The sequence below is a fragment of the Streptomyces sp. NPDC033131 genome, from assembly GCF_055578365.1.
This window is the reverse complement of record NZ_JBVIPA010000013.1, coordinates 19121-42674: the sequence shown is the minus strand read 5'-3', so window position 1 is coordinate 42674 and position 23554 is coordinate 19121. Positions and strand designations below refer to the sequence as shown.

General features: G+C 70.8%; 20 protein-coding genes and 3 pseudogenes. 10 read left to right on the top strand and 13 right to left on the bottom strand.

Going from position 1 to position 23554, the window contains the following annotated elements; all coding sequences use genetic code 11:
• Positions 1–42 precede the first annotated feature (42 nt).
• On the bottom strand, positions 43–930 hold the full coding sequence (locus ACZ5XS_RS18520) for a universal stress protein (RefSeq protein ID WP_468652503.1): 888 nt from the start codon (positions 928–930) through the stop codon (positions 43–45).
• Positions 931–1130: 200 nt separating this feature from the next.
• On the opposite strand from ACZ5XS_RS18520, the gene ACZ5XS_RS18515 reads away from it, so the two are divergent.
• On the top strand, positions 1131–2183 hold the full coding sequence (locus ACZ5XS_RS18515) for a class I fructose-bisphosphate aldolase (RefSeq protein WP_468652501.1): 1053 nt from the start codon (positions 1131–1133) through the stop codon (positions 2181–2183).
• Positions 2184–2345: 162 nt separating this feature from the next.
• Positions 2346–3227, top strand: coding sequence for a universal stress protein (locus ACZ5XS_RS18510; protein ID WP_468652499.1), 882 nt, complete (start codon positions 2346–2348; stop codon positions 3225–3227).
• Positions 3228–3417: 190 nt separating this feature from the next.
• Here the strand turns inward: ACZ5XS_RS18510 and ACZ5XS_RS18505 are convergent, their stop codons facing one another.
• Positions 3418–4302 (bottom strand): universal stress protein, encoded by an 885-nt coding sequence (locus ACZ5XS_RS18505; protein WP_468652497.1) that lies wholly within the window; start codon positions 4300–4302, stop codon positions 3418–3420.
• 286 nt (positions 4303–4588) lie between these two features.
• On the opposite strand from ACZ5XS_RS18505, the gene ACZ5XS_RS18500 reads away from it, so the two are divergent.
• Positions 4589–5461 carry a universal stress protein gene (locus tag ACZ5XS_RS18500; protein WP_468652495.1) on the top strand — a complete coding sequence of 291 codons (873 nt, stop codon included), beginning with the start codon at positions 4589–4591 and terminating at the stop codon, positions 5459–5461.
• A 183-nt stretch (positions 5462–5644) separates the two neighbouring features.
• Here ACZ5XS_RS18500 and ACZ5XS_RS18495 read toward each other — a convergent pair whose 3' ends face one another.
• From ACZ5XS_RS18495 to ACZ5XS_RS18450, 10 genes and pseudogenes are all read right to left on the bottom strand, one after another.
• Entirely contained in the window at positions 5645–6997 is a 1353-nt protein-coding gene (locus tag ACZ5XS_RS18495) for a 2-oxo acid dehydrogenase subunit E2 (RefSeq protein WP_468652493.1), read from the bottom strand.
• Positions 6954–7736, bottom strand: coding sequence for an alpha-ketoacid dehydrogenase subunit beta (locus ACZ5XS_RS18490; RefSeq protein ID WP_468652491.1), 783 nt, complete (start codon positions 7734–7736; stop codon positions 6954–6956). The genes ACZ5XS_RS18495 and ACZ5XS_RS18490 overlap by 44 nt, the downstream gene beginning before the upstream one ends.
• Positions 7733–7999: a hypothetical protein gene (locus tag ACZ5XS_RS18485; RefSeq protein ID WP_468652489.1), complete on the bottom strand. Its 267-nt coding sequence runs from the start codon at positions 7997–7999 to the stop codon at positions 7733–7735. The genes ACZ5XS_RS18490 and ACZ5XS_RS18485 overlap by 4 nt, the downstream gene beginning before the upstream one ends.
• 2 nt (positions 8000–8001) lie before the next feature.
• Positions 8002–8841, bottom strand: a pseudogene (locus ACZ5XS_RS18480) (thiamine pyrophosphate-dependent enzyme); the annotation flags it as partial.
• Positions 8817–10003: pseudogene (locus ACZ5XS_RS18475) on the bottom strand (AMP-binding protein). The pseudogenes ACZ5XS_RS18475 and ACZ5XS_RS18480, both read right to left, overlap by 25 nt.
• 442 nt (positions 10004–10445) lie before the next feature.
• Positions 10446–11474, bottom strand: coding sequence for an alcohol dehydrogenase catalytic domain-containing protein (locus ACZ5XS_RS18470; protein ID WP_468652783.1), 1029 nt, complete (start codon positions 11472–11474; stop codon positions 10446–10448).
• Positions 11475–11597: 123 nt separating this feature from the next.
• Positions 11598–13199 (bottom strand): FAD-dependent monooxygenase, encoded by a 1602-nt coding sequence (locus ACZ5XS_RS18465; RefSeq protein WP_468652487.1) that lies wholly within the window; start codon positions 13197–13199, stop codon positions 11598–11600.
• Positions 13196–13798, bottom strand: coding sequence for a hypothetical protein (locus ACZ5XS_RS18460; RefSeq protein WP_468652485.1), 603 nt, complete (start codon positions 13796–13798; stop codon positions 13196–13198). The genes ACZ5XS_RS18465 and ACZ5XS_RS18460 overlap by 4 nt, the downstream gene beginning before the upstream one ends.
• 168 nt (positions 13799–13966) lie before the next feature.
• Positions 13967–15442, bottom strand: a pseudogene (locus tag ACZ5XS_RS18455) (bifunctional aminoglycoside phosphotransferase/ATP-binding protein).
• Between the two features lie 103 nt (positions 15443–15545).
• Positions 15546–16415 (bottom strand): universal stress protein, encoded by an 870-nt coding sequence (locus tag ACZ5XS_RS18450; protein WP_468652483.1) that lies wholly within the window; start codon positions 16413–16415, stop codon positions 15546–15548.
• A 200-nt stretch (positions 16416–16615) separates the two neighbouring features.
• On the opposite strand from ACZ5XS_RS18450, the gene ACZ5XS_RS18445 reads away from it, so the two are divergent.
• The 5 genes from ACZ5XS_RS18445 to ACZ5XS_RS18425 all read left to right on the top strand — a co-directional run bounded on the left by ACZ5XS_RS18445 (position 16616) and on the right by ACZ5XS_RS18425 (position 20421).
• Positions 16616–17437 carry a universal stress protein gene (locus ACZ5XS_RS18445; RefSeq protein WP_468652481.1) on the top strand — a complete coding sequence of 274 codons (822 nt, stop codon included), beginning with the start codon at positions 16616–16618 and terminating at the stop codon, positions 17435–17437.
• Between the two features lie 159 nt (positions 17438–17596).
• Positions 17597–18202: an Rv1733c family protein gene (locus tag ACZ5XS_RS18440; protein WP_468652479.1), complete on the top strand. Its 606-nt coding sequence runs from the start codon at positions 17597–17599 to the stop codon at positions 18200–18202.
• A 37-nt stretch (positions 18203–18239) separates the two neighbouring features.
• Positions 18240–19601, top strand: a complete 1362-nt coding sequence (locus tag ACZ5XS_RS18435) for a nicotinate phosphoribosyltransferase (protein ID WP_468652477.1) — start codon at positions 18240–18242, stop codon at positions 19599–19601.
• A 39-nt stretch (positions 19602–19640) separates the two neighbouring features.
• Positions 19641–19928 (top strand): DUF1876 domain-containing protein, encoded by a 288-nt coding sequence (locus tag ACZ5XS_RS18430; protein ID WP_468652475.1) that lies wholly within the window; start codon positions 19641–19643, stop codon positions 19926–19928.
• Between the two features lie 34 nt (positions 19929–19962).
• A complete protein-coding gene (locus ACZ5XS_RS18425) occupies positions 19963–20421 on the top strand; it encodes an Hsp20/alpha crystallin family protein (protein ID WP_468652473.1) in 459 nt (152 codons plus the stop codon).
• A gap of 114 nt (positions 20422–20535) precedes the next feature.
• On the opposite strand, the gene ACZ5XS_RS18420 is transcribed toward ACZ5XS_RS18425, so the two are convergent.
• A complete protein-coding gene (locus tag ACZ5XS_RS18420) occupies positions 20536–21210 on the bottom strand; it encodes a CBS domain-containing protein (protein WP_468652471.1) in 675 nt (224 codons plus the stop codon).
• 133 nt (positions 21211–21343) lie between these two features.
• On the opposite strand from ACZ5XS_RS18420, the gene ACZ5XS_RS18415 reads away from it, so the two are divergent.
• Both ACZ5XS_RS18415 and ACZ5XS_RS18410 read left to right on the top strand, forming a co-directional pair.
• A complete protein-coding gene (locus ACZ5XS_RS18415; protein ID WP_468652469.1) occupies positions 21344–22267 on the top strand; it encodes a DUF1918 domain-containing protein in 924 nt (307 codons plus the stop codon).
• A 268-nt stretch (positions 22268–22535) separates the two neighbouring features.
• Complete coding sequence (locus ACZ5XS_RS18410) at positions 22536–23528, top strand: Acg family FMN-binding oxidoreductase (RefSeq protein WP_468652467.1); 993 nt, start codon at positions 22536–22538, stop codon at positions 23526–23528.
• Positions 23529–23554 lie beyond the last annotated feature (26 nt).

Sequence of the window (23554 nt, the reverse complement as noted above, 5' to 3'; positions counted from 1 at the left end):
CCCCATACTCACCGGAATCGCCACCGGACCTCAGGCCGGCCGCTATCCGGCGTGCGGGACGACCGCCACCGGGCAGCGGGCGTGGTGCAGTACGGCGTGCGTGACCGGGCCCAGTCGGCCTTCGGCCGCCTGGGGATCGGTGCGGCGCCCCACGACGAGCAGGTCCGCACCCCGCGACGCGTTCAAGAGCGCTTCCGCGGGATGCAGCAGTACGACATCGGTGCGGGCCGTCACACGGGGGTGCTTCTCCTGCCACGCGCGCACCGCGTCGGAGAGCCGCAAGACCTCCTGGTCCTCCCATGTCGCCCGGTCCTCCTCGGTCACCACCAGCGTCTGCGGAGAGACGGCCTCGGCAGGAAACGCCCATGCCTGCACCACCCGGAGGAGTGCTCCGCGTGCCTCCGCGGCCGAGAACGCGAAGTCCGCCGCCTCACCCACCGGGTGATGCGCGTCGAACCCCACCACGACCGGCGAAGCACCGCGTGCCGCGTGCATCACTTCGCCGAAGGGGCCGGGTCGGTGGGGAATCAACACGACGGGGCACGGGGCTGCCGCGGCCATCCGCAGGGCCACCGAGCCGACCGCGAGGCCGTCGAAGCCGCCCGTGCCCCGTGTGCCGAGGACGAGGAGCTCGGCATCGCGGGCCGCGGCGAGGAGGGCCTCGGCCGGGGCGTCATCACTTTGCTCGGCCCGCACCTCGACATCCGGGTGGAGGTCGCCGAGGGCGTCGGCCACCTGCCGGAGCACCCGCGCACCCATGTGCTTCAGCCTGTCCAGGGCCGGGCCCGGTACGGTCGCTCCCGGAAGCGGTGGAGAGGCGTGGAACAGACGCAGCGGAACGTCGCGCAGCGCGGCCTCCCGCGCCGCCCAGTCGGCCGCCGCCGAGCTGCGCTCGGACCCGTCGATACCCACCAGCACAGGGTGACTCATCGCGTCCTCCTTCGCCCGGCCTGCATCTCCATGGCCGCCACACGGCCCGTGTCTCCTGTCTTCCACTGTTCCACGCCAGGACCGCTCAGGCGTCCGGACCGGATGTGGGTGAAACGGCGCGCACGGACTCACATGAGCCCGGCGGTTGCGGGAACCCGGGCCCCACCTCCGCACTTCCGAACGACCGGAGAGGCGAGCCGATGACCGACATCCAAGGCTTGCTCGGCGACGAGGCCAAGAACCTGCTGACCCATACGGCCCAGGGGATCCCCAAGGAGGACCTGGTACTGCCGGGTCACGACTTCGTCGGCCGGATCGTCGCCGCGACCGACCGCTCGCCCCGGGTGCTGCGCAACCTGCAGTCCCTCTTCGACCACGGCCGTCTGGCCGGAACCGGGTACGTGTCGATCCTGCCGGTCGACCAGGGCATCGAGCACTCCGCGGCATCGGCGTTCGCCGCGAACCCTCGCTACCTCGACCCGAGTAACATCGTCGAACTCGCCATCGAGGGCGGCTGCAACGCAGTGGCCAGCACACTCGGCGTGCTCGGTGCCGTGGCGCGGCGCTACGCGCACAAGATCCCGTTCATCGTGAAGCTCAACCACAACGAACTGTTGACCTACCCGAACCACTACGACCAGATCATGTTCGGCAACGTCGAGCAGTGCTTCGACGTCGGCGCAGCCGGTGTCGGCGCCACGGTCTACTTCGGCTCGGAGCAGTCGGACCGCCAGTTGCAGGAAGCCAGCGAAGTCTTCGCGCGGGCCCATGAATTGGGCATGTTCACCGTGCTGTGGTGCTACCTGCGCAACCCGGCGTTCAAGAAGGACGGCGTGGACTACTCGGTGTCGGCCGACCTCACCGGCCAGGCCAACCACCTCGGCGTGACCATCGAGGCCGACATCGTCAAGCAGAAGCAGCCGGAGAACAACGGCGGCTACCCCGCACTGGACTTCGGCAGGACCGACAAGCTCCTCTACGAGAGGCTCACCACCGATCATCCGATCGACCTCACCCGCTGGCAGGCGGCCAACTGTTACATGGGCCGGGTCGGTCTGATCAACAGCGGCGGTGCATCGGCCGGCAAAGGGGACCTTGCCCAGGCCGTACGGACAGCGGTGATCAACAAGCGGGCCGGCGGCACCGGCCTCATCACCGGCCGCAAAGCCTTTCAGCGGCCCACCAGCGAGGGTATCGAGCTACTTCACGCCGTTCAGGACGTCTACCTCGACGACAGCATCAGCGTGGCGTGACCGGGGACAGCGGTCCCGAACGCCACCTCGGCCTCCTCGGGTATCTGGCGGCATGGGCCGAACGTCCCCGACAGGGAGCGAACAGCCCCTCCAGACCAGCTCCCGTCGGGTGCGACGGTGAGAGAGCGTCTGCAGGCTCCCTGATAGCGAGGCGGTGGAACGATGACGCAGGAACGTCCCTTGGTCGTGGGTGTCGACGGATCGGATGGTTGCCTGGTGGCGGTCGACTGGGCGGTGGACGAGGCCACCCGGCACGGGCTTCCGCTGCGGTTGGTTTACGCCTCTCTGTGGGAGCGCTACGAGGGCATCACACCGTCGGTGAGTCGGGAACGCCCGTCGGAGCGGATACTGGCCGAGCACATCGTCGCCTCCGCGGCGGAGCGCGCCCGGCGGCGCAACCCTGACGTGAAGGTATCCACCGACGTCCTTCGGGCCGAAGCTGCCGACGCGCTTCTGCAGGAGGGCAGCAACGCCTCCGCCCTCATCACCGGGGCGCGGGGCCGCGGTGAGTTGAAGGGCGTACTGCTCGGCTCCGTCGGTCTGACCGTCGCGGCTCGCGCACACTGCCCGGTGATCGTGGTCCGCGGTGACAAGGCCGGCCTGGCCGGTTCACACGAGCGGATCCTCCTCGGTTCCGGGGACCCCGCTGCCAGTGGGGAAGCGGCGTGGTTCGCCTTCCGTGAGGCCGACGCCCGCGGGTGCACCCTCGACGTGGTCCGGGCCTGGCGCAACCCCGCACATGAGACCGCCGACACTGGCGCGCTCGCCGAGGCCCCCGCCCGGTACCACGAGGAGTGGGCCCGCGCTCAGCTCGACGAACTGCTCCGCGAGCCGATGGTCGCCCACCCCGATGTGCGGGTGCGTCATACGACGGTCGAGGGTCCGGCCCGCAAGGTGCTGGTGCACCGCTCGGGCGCGGCCGACCTCGTGATCGTCGGAGCGCGCCGCGGGCATGGCCACTTCGGGCTCCAACTGGGCAGAGTGGCTCGCACACTCCTGCACCACGCCCAGTGTCCCGTGGCGGTCGTGCCGCAGCGGGGGTGAGCACGGCGGCGTCGGGAAATGCGCCAAGGGAGCGTTACGCCTGGTCGGCCCCTCGGCTTCCAAACGAGCCGTCGTTCCACTCAGCGCGGCCATTCCACCGTCGAACCGCCACGCAGCTTGCCCGAACGGCCCAGGTGGAACGCAACACCGTTGTGCTGGACATGGCGAGTCCTCGCCTGCCGCCAGACGGTCACTGCCGCTCCTTTCCGCGGACCAAGGCGACCGGGCAGTGTGCGTGGTGCAGCAGAGCCTGGCTCACCGAGCCGAGCAACAGTCCCGCGAAGCCGCCGCGGCCGCGGGCACCGGCCACGACCAACTGCGCGTCCCGGCTGGCCTCGATCAGTGCCGGGCGAACCCGCGAGCGGACCAAGCGCAGCTGGACAGTGACCCGGGGATGGCGCTCCTGCCACGGAGACAGCGTCTCGTCCAGCAACCGCTGCTCGTCCTCGCGGAGCCGCTCGATGTTCACCATCACGTTCAGAGGATCACCAGGACCCTCGGAGGCCCGCTCGCTCCGGGTGTTCCACACATGCAGCGCCACGAGGTCCACTCCGCGCAGCGACGCCTCGGCGAAGGCGAACTCGACCGCTTCCTCGCCCGCCGGGGAGCCATCGACCGTCAGCAGTACGGGGCCGCGCGGGTCCGGTCGGCCACGTACCACCAGCACGGGGCAGCGGCCGTGCGCGGCCAGGTGTACGGCGGTGGAACCGAGCAGGAGGCTGCCGAACGCGCCCAGTCCACGGCTGCCGACCACGACGAGCGAGGCGGTGCGCGACTCGATCTCCAGCACCATCAGCGGCTCACCGACCGTGACCTCTCGCGTTGTCTCCACCTGCGGCGCGGCTTCGCGGGCCCGCTGCTCGGCCTTGATCAGAGTTCCGTCCACCAGCTCGCGCATCCCTGCCGCGGCCGGATTCCACGGGGGGCCGCCGGATGGCACGCGCATCGACGGCCACCCGAAGGCGTGCACCAGCCGCAGCCCCACACCGCGCAGGCCGGCCTCGTGTGCCGCGGCCTCCACCGCGTCCAGGCTCGACGACGACCCGTCCACTCCCACAACGACCGGGTTCGCCACGAGACACCTCCTTCTCACCCGCTGCCGGTCAACCGGACTGACGCTCGGATCGGGGCGCCAGGCGCACGGCTTCACTCTTTCCAGCCTTCACCACCCTGCGACGCCCCGCATCGTGCGACTGACACCTCGCTGCACTGCCCGATCCGGCCACTGAGCTTGGCGCCGCGAGGAACCGAGCCATCAGGGCACACGTCCGCGTAGCCGTGGCGTGGCGCCACTCGACGGCAAGGGTGAGGCTGGAAGGACAGGAAACGGACGGTCGGCGCGGAGATCTCCTGGAGGTGCCATGGCTGGTGCGGACGGGCGTCGGCCGATCGTGGTGGGCGTCGACCCCGACCCTTCGAAGCGGCTGGCCCTCGCCTGGGCCGCCGACGAGGCGGAGCGGCGTGACGTGCCGCTGCGGCTCGTCCACGCCCAGGGCGTGCCGACCGGCGGATACCGGTCGGGGGAGGCGCGGCCGTCCTGGGAGGAGTGGAACCGGGCCCTGCACGGCCTGGGTGATCAGGTGCTCAAGGATGCGGTCGCCTTCGTCGAGTCCAGGCGGCCGGCGGTGGAAGTGTCGACGCTGCTGGCGGAGGGAGAGCCGGCGTGGGTCCTGCGCGAGGAGGCGCGGAACGCCGCCCTGGTCGTGGTGGGCTCCTGGCACCTGAGCAGGCGGCGCGAGATGTTCTCCTCCGCCTCTGTGGCGCTCCCGCTCAGCGCCCACGCTCCCTGCCCGGTCGCGGTCGTGCCGGACCCTGAGCACGTGACCCAGCAGCCCGCGTACTTCGTCGTCGGCGTCGACGGCAGTCCGCATTCGGCCTCGGCGGTGGACGTGGCGTTCGAGGAGGCGGCCCTGCGCGGAGCGCTCCTGCGAGCCCTGTACGTGTGGCATCCGCCGCTCCTCGGGGTTCTCGACGAGGACGCGGCGGTGCAGGAGTGTCGTCGTGTGCTGTCGGAGACGGTCGCGGGCCGCACCGCGACGCACCCGGAAGTGGAGCTGCACCACGAAGTCGTCCAGGGACACCCGGTGCAGGCACTGACGGAAGCCTCGGAACACGCCCTGGGCCTGGTCGTGGGAACCCGGGGTCACGGCGGCTTCACGGGCATGCTGCTGGGCTCGGTGAGTCAGGGCGTTCTCCACCATGCTCGCTGCCCCGTCATCACGGTCCCGGCGTGAGACGGCGGACGTCGCGGGGCTTCTGCCCCGGACGGCCGCGCTCTCGCCGGTCGGTCGGTCACACGATGAGGGAGCAACGCCGGTCATGGGCGGCGAACCGGCCAGACGTCCGCCGAGTTCCCCGGAGTCCGCTGGAGTCCGTGATGACAGCCTTGGCCAAGGCCCCCCGCGCGACCCGGCCGGTCACAGCGGCGACGACGACGTCACCGCACGGGATCGGATGATGCGCACCGGTACGGACCCCCTGGTACCGGGCGGAGGGAGGGACGAGGCGGTCGGTGCCACGTCCGGCTCCGGTCCGCGTCCCCCGGTACCCGAACTCCCCGCCGAAGCGTCGGACACCTCGGAGCCGCGCAGCCTGCCGGTACGGGCCCGGGTGGCGAGGTCTTTCAGAGCGTTCATCAGCTGCGGGAGCGCCAGGGTGTCGGCGTGGTGCAGCGCGGGGGCGACGAGCCCTCCGCCGCGCAGGGACACGGCCACGCCGAGGTGCACGCCGTCGCCTGCCGTGAAGTGGTCGTCGGTCCAGAAGCCGTTGAACTCCGGGACCTCAGTGGCTGCCAAAGCCGCCGCCTTGAGCAACAGGGCCGCGGAGAGCAGCCGTTCACCGACCGGGCTGCGTCGGTTGTGCTCGTGCAGCCAGGCCATCGCGGAGGCCATGTCCACGGTGGTGGAGAGGTAGTAGTGGGGGATGTCCCGGCTGGCGCGGGTCATCAGGCGGGCGATCGCCTGGCGCATCGCCGCCGGCCGGTCTTCGGACGGACGGGCGGCCGAGGGCCGTACAGGGGAAGGACGTACCGGGGTGACGCCCGCGTGCGCGGGTGGGGCCGCCGGGCCCGGGGCTGCCTGACGTACGTCCGCGGCACGGACGGCTGACTCCCTGCCCGTCCCCGTCACCGTGGCCAGATCCACGCCCAGTTCGGCGGCGAGCCGCCGGGCGAGGGGGGTGGCCCGCACACGCGGTGCCTTGGTGCCGGCTCGGGCGGCTGCCGCATGCTCGACATCGATCCGGGTGACGCGTCCTCCTGGTCCGGAGCCGTGCAGCGTCTCCAGGTCGACGCCGCTGTGCTGTGCGAGGTGCCGGACCAGAGGACCCGCCTCGATGTGGTCGCGCGGGCGAACGGCGGAAGGTACCGGAACCGGGGTGGGTTCGGGTGGTGCGGAGGGATGCTCGGGGGTCGGGCCCCTTTTCGGTGCGTGACGGACCGGTCGTCGCTCCTTGGCCTCCGCGGCTTCAGCCGGGGCCTCGGGCTTCCCGAGCTTCGGCGGCTTCCCTGGTTGCTCCGGTTTCCCGGGCTTCGCCGCCGTCGGCCCGATGAGCGCGAGCGGCGTCCCCACCGGCACGGTCGTGCCGGGATCGACGAGCAGCTCCGTCATGGTCCCGGTGTCGAAGCACTCCACCTCGATCGTCGACTTCGCGGTTTCGACGACCGCGACCGGATCGCCCTTGTGGACGAGGTCACCGGGCCCCACCAGCCATTCCAGGAGCGTGCCCTCATCCATGTCCGCGCCGAGGGACGGCATGGTGAACTCGGACATGATCAGTCCACCGCCCTGTGGCGGCCGCGACGATGCCGGCGGCCTGTGGCAGGGCGGCCTCCTCCAACTGCCGGGCGTACGGCATGGGCACCTCTGCGCTGCACACCCGCTCGACGGGAGCGTCCAGGTCGTAGAACGACCCTTCGGTGATGCGGGCGGACACCTCGGCGGCGAGGCTTCCCGTGCGCCATGCCTCGTCGACGACCACGGCACGGTGAGTACGGGCCACGGAAGCGGTGATGGCCGCGTCGTCAAGGGGACGCAGCGTGCGCAGGTCGATCACCTCCGCGCTGATGCCCTCGGCCGCCAACTGGTCCGCCGCCGCGAGGGCCTTGAGCAGCGAACCGCCGTATGTGATCAGGGAGATGTCGGTGCCGGGGCGGCGGATCGCGGCGTGGTCCAGGTCCACGGGTTCGGTCGGCGGCTGGAGTTCGCCGGAGACGTTGTACAGGCTGCCGTGCTCGAAGATCAGTACGGGGTCGGGGTCGGGGTCCGCGAGCGCCAGGGCCAGCATGTGGCGTGCGTCCTCCAGGGTGGCGGGGGTGAGGACGCGGATGCCGGGGATGTGCGCGTACCAGCCTTCCAGGCTGTGGGAGTGCTGGGCGCCGAGTTGCCGTCCGGCACCCGTGGTCATGCGGATGACCAGCGGCACGGGCAATTGGCCGCCCGACATGTGCAGCAGGGTGGCGGCGTTGTTGAGGATCTGATCGAGGGCGAGCAGGCTGAAGTTGACGGTCATGATCTCGACGATGGGCCGCAGCCCGGCGGGGCGGCGCCGATGCCGGCGCCCACGAACGCGGACTCCGACAGGGGGGTGTCACGGACGCGTTCGGGTCCGAACTCCTCCAGCAGGCCGAGGCTGACGCCGAAGCATCCGCCGTAGCGGCCCACGTCCTCGCCCATCAAGAAGACTCGCTCGTCGGAGGCCAGCGCCTCCCGCAGTGCCTCGCGCATCGCCTCCCGGTAAGTCGTCTTCGCCTCCTGTGTCGGGTCGGCACCCATGGTCAACTCACCGCCTCCGGTGGGGAACTGGTGACGTGGCGGAGCAGGTGCTCGACCGGCTCCTCTGGCGCCTGTTCGGCCGCTTCGACGGCGTGGTCGATCTCGTCGGCGATCCGCTGCTCGATCCGGGCGAGCTTCTTGTCGCCCAGCTCACCGTTCTCGCGCATGCGGTCCATGAGCAGGCTGATCGGGTCCCGGGACTTCCACTGCTCGATCTCCCCCTTCTGGCGATACCGGTCAGGGTCGTACATGGAGTGGGCGCGGAAGCGGTAGGTACGCAGTTCCAGGAAGTGCGGTCCGGTGCCGGCCCGGATGCCCTCCACTGCCTGCCGGGCGGCCTGCTCGACGGCCTCGACGTCCATGCCGTCCACGGCCCAGGCGACCATGCCGTAGGAGGCGGCGCGCATGGCCAGGTCGGTCTGTGCCTCGTGCCGTTCGAGGGCCGTCCCCATCGCGTACAGGTTGTTCTCGCAGACGAGCAGCAGGGGCAGCTTCCACAGCGCCGCCAGGTTCGCGGTCTCGTGGAACTCGCCCTCGGCGAAGGCTCCGTCGCCGAAGAAGCAGCAGGTGACATTGGCCCGTTCGCGCATGCGGTCGGCGAGCGAGAGGCCGGCGGCCAGGGGGAGTCCGCCGGCGACGATGGCGTTGCCGCCGTAGAAGCGGCGGCTCGCGTCGAACAGGTGCATGGATCCGCCGCGGCCTCCGCTGCACCCCGTCGTCCTGCCGTACATCTCGGCCATGACGGCCTCGGCCGTGATTCCGCGGGCCAGGGCGTGGCCGTGTTCTCGGTATGTGGAGACGACCGCGTCCTCGGGTGTCAGTGTCTCGTTGACGCCGGCCAGCCCGGCCGCAGCGCCAACTCGCCTTCGACACCGGGGTCTTGTACCTCCGTGACTCTGCCGTCGGTGACCAACGCCCGACCGTTCTCACCCTGCTTCAGCACAGCCGTCTCGACACCGGGCAGCGGCCGTCCCATCGATCCGGGCCGGATCTCGCACGCCGCGAAGTTCGCGATCATGATGCAGCCGGTCTCCGTCTGCCACCAGTTGTCGTGCACCGGTAGTCCCAGCACGTCCCGGCCCCACACGACGGCCTCTGGGTTGAGGGGCTCGCCGACGGAGGCGATGAAGCGCAGCGCCGACAGGTCGTAGGAGCGCGGCAAGTCGTATGGGCCCTGTCGCGGGGTTGCGCGCATGAGCATGCGCAGGGCCGTGGGCGCGGGTACCAGACGGTGACCCGTTGTTCGCCGAGGATCCGGTACCAGCGCCGGGCGTCGTAGTCGCCCTCGTCGACGACGACCGTCACGCCGTGGACGAGCGGGGCAATGATCCCGTACGACATGCCGGTGACCCAGCCGGGGTCGGCGGTGCACCAGTACACGTCCTCGGGGTGCAGGTCGAGCGCGTACGCGGCCGTGGCGTGGTGCGCGACCACCGCCTCGTGGACATGGACCGCGCCCTTGGGGGTGCCGGTGGTACCGCTGGTGAAGTGCAGAAGGGCCATGTCCTCGGGCCCGGTCGGCGGGATGGTGAAGGTGTCCGGGGCGGCGGACATCAGGTCGTCGAAGGAGGCCGTGGCGGGCAGGTCCTCCGCACCTGGTCCGACGATCAGCACGTGTTTCAGCCCGGAAACCGAAGCCCGGCGCTCGGCGACCTTGCGCCGGTACAGGGCCGCAGTGGTGACCAGGACCTGAGCATCGCCGAGACGCAGCCGCTGTTCCACAGGGTCAGGGCCGAAGGCGGAGAAGAGCGGGCACAGCACGCTGGTGTTCTTCAACGTGCCCAGGACCGTGGTGTACAGCTCGGGGCAGCGGCCCAGCAGGGTGAACACCCGGTCCCCGTGGCCGACGCCGAGTGACCGCAGGACGTTCGCGAAGCGGGCCGTACGGCGGGCCAGATTCGCGTACGTCACGGTGGAGACGGAGTCGTCCCGGGCCACGCACCGCAGCGCCGCCTTGTCCCCGTGATCGGACGCAGCGTGCCGGTCGACCGCCTCGTGGGCCATGTTGAGGCCGTCCCCGGGGAGCCCCGCCAGGTCGGTACGCGCCTGCGACCAGCTGAAGGCCGAGCGGGCCCGGTCGTAGTCGGTGAGACGGGGCGCAACGACCCGTGGGGCGTCCTTGTGAATCGTTTCCCAGTGCATCGGTGCTCCTCCCGGCACTGCCCCCGATATCCAGGGTCGCCGAGCCCGGTCCGCGCTGCACTTCGGCCGGAGGACACAGCCCGAAGGGATGGGCGCCGACCTGGGTCCGACGTCATGGAGCCGGGGGCCGCCCGCTTCTTGCGGGCCCGAATCACACGGTGCGCGGCTCCACTCCGCTTCTCCGTGTCTCTTTGTGGCCCTCGGCTCAATTCCATGGCACCACCCATCACCGGGGTGTTGTAGGGCCGGACGGCACTGACCCATGGGCCGATCGGCCCGGTAGGATCCCTGCCGGGCCGGCCTCTCACTCGCGGTGCAGTACGACCTTGAGGGCACCTGTGGTGGTGCCGTCGGCGAACGCCTCGTAGGCGTCCTCCATCCGGTCGAGAGGGAAGGTGTGGGTCACCAGCCCGGAGATGGGCAGGTCCTCGTACCTCACCCGCTCCAGCAGCCACCGCGTGGAGGACGTGTCCACCTGGCCGGTGCTGATGGTCACGTTCTTGCGCCACAGGGACTCGAGATGCAGCGTCACCGGTTTGCCGTGCACCCCGATGTTGGCGATGTGCCCTCCGGTACGGACGGCGCGGGTGCCCAGAACGAAGCCGTCCGGTTCGCCCGATGCCTCGATGACCACGTCGGCACCCGGTCCCTCGGCCAGGTCGGCGATCATCTTGCCGGGCACTTCGGCGACATCGGCCCCCAGACGGGCGGCGGCTTCGAGCCGCGCGGCGGACAGGTCCACCACGATGATCCGCCGGGGGGAGTACAGCCGGGCGATGATCACCGAGGCGAGACCGACGGGACCCGCACCGACCACGACCACGGTGTCTCCCGGGCTCACGTGGCCGTTCCGTACCCCGACCTCGTAGGCCGTGGGGAGGAGCTCGGCGAGCAGGACCGCTTCATCGAGCGGGACGTTCAACGGCCGCCGGTGGGTGGAGTGGTCGGCGAAGGGAACCCGCACCAGCTCGGCCTGGGTCCCGTTGACCACGTTGCCCAGAAGCCATCCGCCGCCCCCGCTGCACTGCGCGAGCGTGGTGTTGTGGCATTCCCGGCACTGGCCGCATGCCGAGACGGCTGACACGATCACCTGGTCCCCGGGACGCACGTGACGGACGTTGCGTCCGACCTCCACGACCTCGCCGACGGCTTCGTGCCCGAGAACAGTGCCCGGCTTCACCTCGGGGAGGTCGCCGCGCAGAATGCGCAGGTCGCTGCCACAGACGGTGGTGGCGTCGACGCGCACGATCGCGTCGGTCGACTCCTCGATCGCGGGGTCAGGGGCGGTGTCCCAGGAGCTCTGTCCCGGGCCGTGGTAGACGAGCGCTCGCACGATACTCACTCCCTCGCTCCCCCACTCCACGGTCACCCCCGGCGGGTTCCCGGGCAACCGGGATCTTCAGCCCGTTGGACCGATGGCACGGCGGATTCCGTCGTCTCGTCGTTCCGCCGGTGTTCATGCCATGGATGAAGCTGCCGCTGCGCCGATCAGTGAGAGCCAGCCCGTCAGCCCGGCTGTGTCGACGGTCCCGCTCTGGAAGCCGACATGCCCGTCCGGGCGGACGGCCAGCAGGCCACGACCGGGACTGTTCGTCAGCCGGAGGGCGGTGACCTGGGGGCCGAGTATCTCGTCCGGCGGCGGGTCGGCGTCACGCTGCAGCAGCAGGTGCACACCGGGACGGGCCAGCAGCGCGTGCAGCCGTTGGGGAGATCCCGCGACGCTGACGGTGGCGTCCGGCAGGCGGTCTCCCGGGCGGGGAGCACCCCGCAGGCGCGGTGGTCCCTCCACGGACAGAGGGCTGTGGCGGTAGTTCACCCGCAGTTGGGAGACGACGCGGATGGCCTCGGCGACCAGCCACCGCCGATCCAGGAGGGCGGGTATGGCCGGTGCGGCGCGCGGAGCGGCCACCGCGCGCAGCCATGAGGGGATCCGACCGGTCGATGCCTCCGCCCAGAACGCCGTGTGTGTGAGAAGCATCCGTCGGTGGGCAGCCGACCTGCGCTCGCTGTCGTACGAGTCGAGCAGCACGTCGGCACCGAGCCCGTCCGAGGGCTCAGCCCCGGCGCGGCTCGCTGTGAAGCCGAGCTTCCAGCCGAGGTTCACCGCGTCCTGGATACCCGCGTTCATTCCCTGGCCGGTGGCCGGTGAGTAGTTGTGAGCCGCGTCCCCCGCGAGGAAGAGCCGGCCTCGGCGGAAGCGGGGTGCGAGGCGGCACTGCAGCGGCACCCGCGCGGACCACGCGAGGCGCTCGATTCGCGCCCCCAGCCCCGCGTCGTCCAGAAGGCGCTGGAGCTCGGCCTGCGGGACGGCGGGGCCGGGCTGGCCGAAGTTCCGCCCGGACCCGCCGGAGGATGCCCGGGTGGCCAGCAGCCGCCAGGTGGCCTGCTCTCCGAGCGGGAAGAGGAACAACAGTCCTCGGCGGCCCGCGAACACCTGGGCCTCAGAAGGACCGGAAGGATCGGACGGACCGGAGATGCCGCCGAGAGCCAGGTCGGCGAGGACGACTTCTTCGGAGTAGGGCCTGCCGTGCCACCCGATGCCGGCGCACTCCCGCACCGTACTGGCCGGGCCGTCGCAGCCGGCCACGAAGGGGCAGCGGACCTCCTCGACGCCGTGCCCCGATCGCAGCACGGCCCGCGCGTTGTGCCCGTCGTCGCGGGCAGTGATCAGTTCGGTGCCCCGTTCGACCGCGACCCCGCGGTCGGCCAGCGCCCGCGTCAGCACTCTCTCGACGTCCATCTGCCGCATGAGTGACAGGTGCGGGAACGCCGTGTCGGGCAGGGCAAGGTCGGCGAGTCGGGTTTCGACGACGCGGGAACCGAGATGAAGGCTGACTGCCGGGGCCGTGTCCGCCAGCTCCAGCAGGGCGTCCGTGACCCCCAGCGGACGCAGGACTTCCAGGCTGCGCGGGTGCAGGATGAGGGCGCGGGAGGGCCGGAACGGCTCGGGACGCCGCTCGATGACCCGGATCCGTGCTCCGTGGTCGTGGGCCTGGAGCGCCAGGGTTAGGCCGGTCGTGCCGGCCCCGACGACCAGGATGTCCGCCACTGTTGTCACGTCCCGGACTGGATGCGCCACCATGCTGTGCCTGCTGTGCCTGCTGTGCCTGCTGTTTCTGATGCGGCGTTCTGTGACGCGAGGTCCTCGACCAACCCGGGATCCGCGATCACGTCGTCGCGTCGCAGCCCGGGCAGGATGGCATAGCTGATCGAGCCGGGCACGCTGACCAGCGCCAGAACCCTCCAAAGAGAACGGGCATAGTGTTCGGCGCGCCGCGCGCCGTCCCACTCGTACACGCCGCGGTAGCGGTTGCGCTCGTCGTGGGCCAGCCACAGCTTCGACGTGAAACCGGGGAACCCGACGAACAGCGGCGTGTTCAGCAGGCTCTCCTCTCGGAACAGTGCGTGCGCGGGCCCATGGACCAGGCGCAGCCGGAAGGTGACCACCAGCGTGCACGGGTCCTTCGCCAAGCCGCTGCCGAGGCGGGTCTCCCGGTACACCCTTCCCGAGGTGCCGTCGGCGAAGCGCAGCCGCATTCCAAGCCGTTCCTTCGGCAGATGGACGTGGTGCCGCGCGAGCAGAGCGAAACTGGTGAGGAAGCATGCGGTCACGGCCCGCCAAGCCTGGACAGGGGCAAGCGGCTTTTGTTCACCCATGGTGGCCTCCTCGAAGAGCCGTAACGGGCGTGTGCTGCCCGGCTTGCCACGCCTGCCGGGCTTCCTCCTACCACCCACCCTGAGGGAACGTGGGGCATCCCGCGAAACCTGGTGGTGCGGCCCGGCGACCAGCGGCCGGTCCCGTACACACGCGGGATACTCGCTCATTCAGTCCGGTTCCATGTAGGGGCGGCGGAAGACCGGGGCCTGGCCGGGGCCCCAGGGGCGTACGACTGCCAGCGCCCGGGCGACCGAGGACTCCAACGGGCCGCTGGTGTCGACCGCGACGGCCTCCGGCCATGGCGGTTCCGTGGCCGCCATGGCGGTGGCGATGTCGAGGTCGGCGTCGGAGATTCCGGAGGCGCGCGTGGTCAGGCGGGCCGCTGACACGTCGCCCGGCACGTGGCAGTGCAGGGCCACCAGGTCGGCGCTGGTGCGTCCGGCCATGTGCAGGGCCGCTTCGCGTTGTCCCGCATGGGACCAGGTGGCGTCCAGCACGACGGACTCGCCGGAGGACAGCAGCGCGGAAGCGCGGTCGAGCAGGGTGGCGTAGGTCCTGGCGGTCCACTCGGGGGTGTACAAACCCGCGCCGTAGTCGGCCGCCGCCGACTGCTCGGCGGGGATGCCCGCCAGCTCCTTGCGGAGGCGGTCGGTGCTGAGCAGAGTGACCCCCAGCCGATCGGCCAGAGCTCCGGCGAGGGTGGATTTCCCGCTGCCCGGCAGCCCGCCGACGAGCGTCAGGCCCACGGCGGAGGTACGCAGGTGGCGCAGCGTCGTCGAGACCAGCCGTCGTGACGCCGTCTCCGCGTCCGGCGCGCCCTGGCGTGCCTGGATCAGGGAAACCTTGGCGCGGACGAACGCGCGGTAGGCGACGTAGTGGTGCCACAGGGAAGAGGGCGCGGGGTCGCCGGAGTACTCGCTGTACTGGGTGAGAAAGTACGCGGCGGCCTCCGGGGCGCCGAGCTGTTCCAGGTCCATGGCGAGGAAGGCGGCGTCGTCGAGACCGTCGACGTAGCGCAGATGGTCGTCGAACTCCAGGCAGTCCAGGACCCGAGGCCCGTCGTCGAGGCTGAAGACGTCCTCGGCGAGCAGATCACCGTGACCGTCGACCACCCGCCCCTGCTCGATACGTGAGGCGAACAGCCGCTCGCGCCCGGCAAGATAGCGGCGCACCAGCCGCTCTACCTCCGCAACACCGTCGGGCACGAAGCCGGCGGCAGCCAGCGCGCGGACCTGCTCGAAACTGGCCTCCCAGCGGGACGACAACGCATCCCTCGTGCCCTGTTCGTCCACGTCCCGGCCGCGGCGCGCCTCCGCGTGTCACGTCGCGACCTGCCGGGCGAGGGCCCGCAGGACGTCGTCGATGGCGGCCCCTTCCCGCACCAGTCGGGAGAGGCGGCGATCCGCGGGGATGCGGCGCATCACCACGAGCGGTTCGGGCGCTTCCGCGTCGGGGCTGCGGATCTCGCCCAGGCCGAGGTAGACGTCGGGGGCGAAGCGGCGGTTGAGAGTGACTTCGCGTTCGCACGCGGCCCGGCGGGCCGCCAGCGTGGTGTAGTCAAGAAACCCCAGATCAACCGGCTTTTTGAGCTTGTAGACGTGGTCGCCGTTGAAGAAGACGACCGAGGTGTGCGTCTCGCACACCTCCGCGCGCGGCAGTGGCTCGCCGTGGTGGCGGGCACCGGACCGGGACACTGACGCGTCGTCCGGAGACACCGACGGAACCGATGTCCCGCTGCGGTAAGGCTCAGTCATGAGGGACGACGGCGACGGGACAGCGCCCATGATGGATGGCGGCCTGGGCCACAGGACCCAGGTGGGGCGCGAGACCCGGACGGTGTGCGCGTCGGCCCACGACCAGCAGCGCGGCGCCTTCGGCGGCCTGTACGACGGCCTTGGCCGGGCTTGCGAAGCGGATGTCGTCTGCCACGTCCACCTGCGGGTACTTCTCACGCCAGGGGCGGAGCGACTTGCTCAGCTGCTTCTGCGCGTCCCGCTTCATCTCCTCGGTGACGTCGTGGTCCACACCCCATGGCACGCGGGCATGCAGTGGCACGCTTCGGCCGTGGACGGCCAGAAGAGGCACGCCCCTGGCCGCAGCGGTATGGAAAGCGAAGTCGAGCAGACTCTCCGAGGAATCGCGCAGTTTCAGTGCCACGACCACGCGGCTCGCGGGTGTCGGCACCCGCCACTCCTCCCCGGCTTCGGCGCGGACCAGCACCACCGGCCGCTCGGCCCGTGCCACGACCGGCATGCTGACGTCGCCCAGGAAGTAGCTCGCGACGGATTCCAGCCCTCGAGAACCGAGCACGAGCACCTCGGACTCCGAGGCCGCTCGGAGCAGGGCGTCCTGGGCGTCCTCGGCCACCAGGCTCCCGATGACGGCCAGGCCAGGATGGCGCGCCTGCAACTCCGCCTGTGTGGTGTGGACGAGACGCTTCGCCCAGTAGTTCTGATCGACTTCGGAGGGGACGCGGGCCGGTTCCGGTGCCAGCAGCGGCCATGCGTGCAGCAGACGCAGGGTGAGCTTGCGCTTTTCGGCCTCGTCGGCCGCCCAGTGGGCGGCGGCAAGGCTCTCGGGTGAGCCGTCGAGGCCCACGGTGACAACTGGTTGCATGGCAGCGGCCTCCGTCGCATAGCAAGCTGGAAGTAACGGCTGATGAGTCTGATTGCCGGACTGTTCGGATGTTGCCGACATGCCGAGCGTGGCGCGTTCCCTCATTCGAGGAGTACCCCAATCCCCTCCACGGCGCATGTGCAGGGAGAGGGCCGGAGGCCGCGGGGCCGGCAGGACTGGCAGGAGAGGAGGCATGGGTCGTGGCGATTCCCCTGGTGGTCGGCGTCGACGGGTCCGAGGCGAGCCTGCAGGCGGTGGACTGGGCCGCCGACGAGGCGGTCCGGCACGGGGTGCCACTCCACCTTCTGCACGCGGCGGCGCGGGACCATGAGGTGTCCGACGTGATCGGCCACGCCTCGGAACGTGCCATCAAGCGGGCACCCGCAGTGCGGCTCTCGAGCGAGGTGCTGCACGACGACGCGGCCTCCGCCCTGGTCGACAGGGGACGCAACGCCTTCGCGCTGGTGCTCGGGTCGAGAGGGCTCGGAGACCTCGCGGGGATGCTCCTGGGTTCGGTCAGCCTCGCCGTGGCGGCACGCGCGGACTGCCCGGTCGTCGTGGTCCGCGGCGCGGCGGAGCACCGGAATGCCCGGTTCGGAAGCGTGGTCGTCGGTGTCGAGGAGGGCGAGGGCAGCGGCACGGCCGTGCAGTTCGCCCTTCGCGAGGCCCAGGTGCGGCGCTGCCGACTGGTCGCGCTACATGCCTGGGGCGCACAGCTCGGTGCCCTGACCACGCCTCAGGCCCCCTCGTGGTACGCCCTGGAAGCCCACCGCCGCTCGCCGGCCCAGGTACTCGACGACGCCCTGCGCACCCCGGAGGAGCAGTACGACGATGCCCAGGTGAGCCGGCGGGTGATCGAGGGACCGGCACGCCAGGCACTGCTGGAAGCCGCGTCGGAGGCGGACCTGCTGGTCGTCGGCGCCCGCAGGCGACAGGGTCACCTGGGCCTGCAACTGGGCCTGACCAACCACGCGGTACTGCATCACGCCCCGTGTCCGATCGCGGTCGTTCCCCGGATATGACCGCGACCGGCAACGACCGACCACGTCGATGGTCGGCCCCATCGGGGTCGGAAGTTCGGTCCCTCAGGGACTTTCGGCCCTGTGACCGAAGTCCGCCGCTGTCCGATGGTGGGACGAAGTGGTGGGGGAAACGGGCCAGCGACTTGCTGGAGGCGACTTATGAGTGCACAAGGTTCGCCGTACGCGTCCGGACCGTCCCCCTCGCGTGGGGAGCCCTTGACCAAGGGGACGAACCCCCTGATCCGTCCGTCCGACAGGTTCGAAACCTGGATCCGTCGCCTGCTGGTGCTCATCCTGGTTTTCGGACTGCCCATGGCAGCGCTCAGCGCGGGGCTGGCGGCGTACGAGTCGTCGATGCGCACCGTGCAGGCCCAGTCGGCGGAACGACAGGAGGTTACCGCCCGGCTGACGTCGAACGTCAAGGGCGTCACCACGGACGGGAAGCAACAGGCGCGGGTCCGCTGGACCGACCGCAACGGCACGGTGCGGACGGGAACGACCCTCGTGCAGTCGGGAACGCTCAAGGGCGCCACCGTGCAGGTGTGGGTGGACCGGGAGGGGACCATCACCAGCCCGCCGATGAACGCGCTCACCGCGAGGACCAACGGCTGGTTCGTGGGCGGCATGGCCGCGGTCGGCGTGGCCGGCGGGTTCTTCGCAGCGCGGGCAGGCATGCACCGCCTGCTGGACCGGAGAAGGTACGCGCAGTGGGACGCCGAGTGGGACCTGCTGGAGCCCCTGTGGTCCGGGCGTTTCCGCCGATGACGGGCTGAGACCGGATGCGCACGAGGAGGCGACGCCGATGTCCGAAGCGACGACCACCGATCTGTACGAAGTGACGATGGCCATGTCCTACCTGCGGGAGGGCATGACCGGCCCGGCCACCTTCAGCCTCTTCGTCCGCGACCTTCCTCCTGAGCGGGGCTTCCTGGTCGCCGCGGGGCTGGAGTCGGCCCTGGACCACCTGTCCGGCCTCCGAGTGGGCCCCGAGGACGTCGACGCCTTCGCTTCCGCGCTGCACCGGCCCCCGCGGGATCTTCAGCCTTTGCTCGGCCTGGAGTTCACGGGTGACGTGCGGGCCGTACCGGAGGGCCGGATCGTGCTCGCGGGAGAGCCGCTGCTGGAGGTGACCGCGCCTCTTCCGCAGGCGCAGCTGGCCGAAACGTACGTGCTCAACCAGCTCAGCCACCAGACGGCGATCGCCTCGAAGGCAGCGCGTTGTGTGCTCGCCGCTGCCGGGCATCCGGTCGTGGACTTCTCCCTGCGGCGGACCCACGGCCCGCAGGCCGGGTTCCAGTCGGCCCGGCTCGGTGCGATGGCCGGCTTCGCCGGCACCAGCAACGTGGCCGCCGCCACGGCTCTCGGCATCCCCGCCGTCGGCACGATGGCCCACTCCTACGTGGAGGCGTTCGCCACGGAGGAAGAAGCGTTCCGCGCGTTCGCACGCTGCCACCCCGGCCCCGTGACGTTGCTGGTGGATACCTACGACACCGAGGAGGGCGTCCGCGTCGCGGCGTGCGTGCTGCGAGACCTCGACCCCACGGCCCGCGGCCTCGGCTCGGCCGTACGGCTGGACAGCGGCGATCTCGGCGCCCTGGCGGCCCGGGCACGCTCCATCCTCGACACCGCGGGCCTGCCCGACGTACGGATCATCGCCAGCGGAGGTCTCGACGAGTACGCACTGGACGACCTGGTCCGCTCCGGAGCGCCGATCGACACCTACGCCGTCGGGACGCGGGTCGGGGTCTCCGCCGACGCCCCGTACCTGGATTCCGCGTACAAGATGGTGGAGTACGACGGGCGCCCGGTGATGAAGCTGTCGTCGGCGAAAGTGACCGCACCCGGCCCCAAGCAGGTGTTCCGCCGCACGGCGTACGCCGACGTGATCCGTCTCGCCGACGAGCCGTCGCCCGGCGACGGCAGCCCGCTGCTGGAGCTCGTGATGCGGGGTGGGCAGCGCACCGGCGGCAGAGCCACGCTCGACGAGTGCCGGGAGAGACTCGCCGCCGACCTGGCCGGTCTGCCCCCGGCCGCTCGCCGGATACGAGACCCGGTCCCGCCCCGCGCGACGGCCTCCGAGCACCTGAGTGCGCTCGCTCGCCGCGTCCGGCGCCGCATCGACGAGCAGAGGTCGGCTCCCTACGCACGGCCCGCGAGCCCATGACGGGCCGGCCGCATCCGGATCGCAGTGAGGAGTAAAGCGATGCCACATACGGAGGAATGGAAGGTTCGTCTCCACCTCTTCGAGGACGACGAGGGAGCGACGAAGGCACACGTGGTGCTGGACACGGGCACCACGGCGCTGAGCGGACAAGGAACAGCGCACTGTCATCCGGCGGACTCGAACGTGCCGGAGATCGGCGACGAACTGGCGGCGGGCCGAGCCATGCAAAATCTCGCCCAGCAACTGCTGGAAATCGCCGAGCGCGACATCGAGGGCGTGGGGGCGTCCCGGCCGAGCACCCGTCAGGCCGTCGGTTGGCACTTGTGACCGACGGCGGCAAGCAAGTCGAGGAGGAGCACTCATGACGCATCCCGCACGACACGGCAGGAGTGGGCTTCCGGCAGCCTTGCGTGAGCTGGAGGACCTCCGTACCAGGGTCGACCAGCTCATGCACGCCGCCTTCCCGGGTGGCGGCACCTCCGAGTTCGGCGCGGCCGAGCCCTGGGCGCCGCTCGCCGACATCGAGGACACCGAGGACGCCTATCTGGTGGAACTGGAGCTTCCCGGTGTGGACAAGGACCAGATCACCGTGGAGGTCGGCGAGGGCGAGCTCGACATCCACGGAGAGATCCAGGAGAAAGAACATACCGGCGTTGTCCGCAGGCACACCCGCCGCCTCGGGCAGTTCGACTACCGCACGACGCTGCCCCCGAACTCCGACACCGAGCACATCAGCGCGGATCTGACCAACGGGGTCCTCACGGTGCGCGTCCCCAAGACCGATCAGGGGAAGGCACACCGCATCGAGATCACCGGCTGAGCCGGCGGCGGGGACAGTCACCGGGACGCGTCCGGGGGCCGGCAGGGGCCCGCAGTTCCCCGAGGGCCGGCGGTTCAGCCGCCGGCCCTTCTCCCGACGACGGTGCTGCGGGGCTCAACTGTGGGAGGGCGAAGACGGGGCGTCGTCGTTCCGGTAGGCGAGGTGCCCGCCGACCGAGACCACGCCGTCGACGCTGCCGCACAGCCGCTCGATCACGGGAATCAGACTCCTGAACTCGACGGACCCACCGAGTTCGACCCGTCCGTCGCGCACCTCGGCAGTCACCTCCGAGGGAGCGAGTCCTACCGTGCGCCACAACACGTCCTCGGTGATCTCGTCGCGGATCGCGTCGTCCCGGCGCAGGAAGATCCGCAGCAGGTCACCACGGCTGACGATTCCCAGCAGCCGGTCCGTCTCGTCCACCACGGGCAGCCGCTTGATGTGATGGGCCTCCATCAGCCGGGCGGCCTCGACCACGCTCCACTCCGGCCGGGCGCACACCGCGGGAGCCGACATCAGCTCCTCGGCGCGGGACCCCTCCACCTTGGCCCGCTCCCACGCCTCAAGGTGTGGGACCGGGCTTCGACCGGACGGATCGGCCCGGTCGGCGCTCTTGCGCAGCAGGTCGGCCTCCGACACCACACCCGCGGGCCGGTCCAGATCGTCCACGACGGGTACCGCGGTGACGTCGTTCTCCGCCAGCAGCCTGGCGATCTCCTTGAACGGCGTGTCACGCCGCGCCCGGACGACGTCCCGGGTCATGAGTTCAGAGACCGTTCGGTGGCGCATGTCGACTCCCATCCCGTACGTGACAGCCAGTGATCCAGGCCCACCCTGCGGATACGGGCCACTCGGCCCATGCGGTGGCCTGTCGAGCGTGGCACGTTGGTTACAACACCATTCTGAGGAGAGGGCGGCGATCATGCGAGCTCACCTCGGCGACCAACTCGTCATCGAAAGCCAGAAGACCGGCGCCACCAGGCGCGACGGCGAGATCGTCGGACTCCACCACGAGGACGGAACACCTCCCTACGACGTGCGCTGGTCGGACACGGACGAAGTGACGCTCGTGTTCCCCGGGCCCGACGCGCACCTCCGCCACGTCGAGCACGGACAACCCGGGGCCACCCACGGGCCTTCCCAGCCGGACTCGGGTGAGCCGGGATCGGTTTCCGCGTCGGCCCCGCCGGGCCGGGCCCCCAACCCCGGCGACATCGGTCGGCGCGTGGCCGTGGAACGCCACAGAAGTGGGCTCAGCCTCGAGGAAACGGCCCGCCGCGCCCGCATGTCGCCCGACTACCTGGCGTACCTGGAGGAACAGCCCGCCGAACCGAGTGTGGGGACCCTCATCAGACTGGCCGACGCGCTGGGGACCACCGTCGCTGCCCTGCGTGGGGGCGGCATCGATCTGCCCCCCGGCCAAGGCCACGCGCTGCTGCACCCTCAACTGAGGGATCTCAGCCCACAGGAGTGCCGGACCCTGCTCTCCACGCACGGTGTGGGGCGCATCGCGGTCCCGGCGGTCGACGGTCGCCCGGCGGTGGTTCCGGTCAACTACGAGGTCGTCGATGACGCGATCGTCTTCCGGACCGCGCCCGGCTCAGCGCCGGCGGCGGCCGTGGGGAAGGAGGTCGCCTTCGAGGTGGACCACGTGGACGAGGCGATGAGCCAGGGCTGGAGCGTGCTGGCAGTCGGGCCGGCACGCGTCGTCACGGAGCCCGAAGCCGTCCGTGGACTCAACCGACGCGCCCACACCACGCCCTGGCCGGGCGGTGAACGCGAGATGTGGGTCTCGATCCTGCCCGCGAGCCTCACGGGCAGGCGCATCACCCCTGCCGACCAATAAGGGGTCCTTTCACTATGCCCGTCCGGGTCGCGTGGTCTGGCACCGCACCTCGCCGCGTTGCCGAAACGCCCACGTGGCTCCTCCCCCACGCTCGAACAACCTCGCGCGGGGGGACCCCCATCGCGGCCGCTCCGGGGCCTTGCGATGCACGGCACCAGACCACGCGACCTGATCGGACGCTCATAGTGAAAGGACCCCTAAGCCGCCATGGCCAGCAACCGAAGAGTGGTCGCTCCTGGCATGCCGCGACTCGCGAGAGGAGACTCCGGTGAGCCGACAAGTACCGTCCGACGAGCGCGTGACGGAGCTGGTCCACGACGCTGCCGCTGCTCCGTCGATGCACAACGCACAGCCCTGGTGCTTCCGCTACGTCCGGCGCAGCCGCACGTTCGAGATGCGCGCCGACTTCGAGCGTGCCATGCCGCGCTCCGACCCCCGAACCCGCGGCCTTCACATTGGCTGCGGCGCCGCCCTGCTGAACCTGCGGGTCGCCGTGACCAACGAAGGCTGGTATCCGGAGACCCGGCTGCTGCACGACCCGTCCGACCCGGCGCTCTTCGCCAGCGTGCGGCTCACCGCACCCGAAAGCGGGGAGAGCGAGCTCGGCGCGCTGTATCCGGCGATCCACGAGCGGCACAGCAGCCGCTTCCCGTTCGAAGAGACGGAGATCCCCGATGCCGTGCGGGAGGCGCTCATCGAGGCTGCTCGCCGTGAGAGGGCCGTGCTGACGCTCCCCACCTCATGGCATCTGCAGGAGGTCCTGGAGGTGGTCCAGGAGGCCGAGGCGCGCAACCTCACGGACCGCGGCAGCGACCAGGACCTGGCCGAATGGACCCGTATCGACGCTCCGTCGGTGAACATGACCGACGATGGTGTCCCGGACTACGCCTTCGGGCCGCGCAAGCGCGGGGGCAAGGCCCCCATGCGGGACTTCGCGGGCCCGCGGCAGGTGGCGGGACGGGACGCCGCGGACTTCGAACAGAGCCCTCAGCTGGCCCTGGTCAGCACGAGCCATGACCACCCGGAGGACTGGCTGCGCGCCGGCCAGGCCATGGAACGTGTCCTGTTGCTGGCCACCCTTGAGGGCCTGTCCAGCTCCTTCGCCACCCAGCCCCTCGAATGGACCGACCTGCGCTGGCCGCTGCGCGACCCGGGGACCGGGACGGGCTACACACAGATGCTGCTGCGCCTCGGATACGGCCCCAAAGGCCCCCGCACACCGCGCCGCCCGGTGCCGGAGATACTCGACATCCGGCCCTGACCTGCCTGAGGGACCGCAGCCCGTCG

Bases quoted from the DNA above. Each gene is read 5' to 3' on its own strand.
- ACZ5XS_RS18520 (WP_468652503.1), bottom strand. From the start codon at position 930: ATGAGTCACCCTGTGCTGGTGGGTATCGACGGGTCCGAGCGCAGCTCG.
- ACZ5XS_RS18515 (WP_468652501.1), top strand. From the start codon at position 1,131: ATGACCGACATCCAAGGCTTGCTCGGCGACGAGGCCAAGAACCTGCTG.
- ACZ5XS_RS18510 (WP_468652499.1), top strand. From the start codon at position 2,346: ATGACGCAGGAACGTCCCTTGGTCGTGGGTGTCGACGGATCGGATGGT.
- ACZ5XS_RS18500 (WP_468652495.1), top strand. From the start codon at position 4,589: ATGGCTGGTGCGGACGGGCGTCGGCCGATCGTGGTGGGCGTCGACCCC.
- ACZ5XS_RS18495 (WP_468652493.1), bottom strand. From the start codon at position 6,997: ATGTCCGAGTTCACCATGCCGTCCCTCGGCGCGGACATGGATGAGGGC.
- ACZ5XS_RS18490 (WP_468652491.1), bottom strand. From the start codon at position 7,736: ATGACCGTCAACTTCAGCCTGCTCGCCCTCGATCAGATCCTCAACAAC.
- ACZ5XS_RS18485 (WP_468652489.1), bottom strand. From the start codon at position 7,999: ATGGGTGCCGACCCGACACAGGAGGCGAAGACGACTTACCGGGAGGCG.
- ACZ5XS_RS18460 (WP_468652485.1), bottom strand. From the start codon at position 13,798: ATGGGTGAACAAAAGCCGCTTGCCCCTGTCCAGGCTTGGCGGGCCGTG.
- ACZ5XS_RS18450 (WP_468652483.1), bottom strand. From the start codon at position 16,415: ATGCAACCAGTTGTCACCGTGGGCCTCGACGGCTCACCCGAGAGCCTT.
- ACZ5XS_RS18440 (WP_468652479.1), top strand. From the start codon at position 17,597: ATGAGTGCACAAGGTTCGCCGTACGCGTCCGGACCGTCCCCCTCGCGT.
- ACZ5XS_RS18435 (WP_468652477.1), top strand. From the start codon at position 18,240: ATGTCCGAAGCGACGACCACCGATCTGTACGAAGTGACGATGGCCATG.
- ACZ5XS_RS18430 (WP_468652475.1), top strand. From the start codon at position 19,641: ATGCCACATACGGAGGAATGGAAGGTTCGTCTCCACCTCTTCGAGGAC.
- ACZ5XS_RS18425 (WP_468652473.1), top strand. From the start codon at position 19,963: ATGACGCATCCCGCACGACACGGCAGGAGTGGGCTTCCGGCAGCCTTG.
- ACZ5XS_RS18420 (WP_468652471.1), bottom strand. From the start codon at position 21,210: ATGCGCCACCGAACGGTCTCTGAACTCATGACCCGGGACGTCGTCCGG.
- ACZ5XS_RS18415 (WP_468652469.1), top strand. From the start codon at position 21,344: ATGCGAGCTCACCTCGGCGACCAACTCGTCATCGAAAGCCAGAAGACC.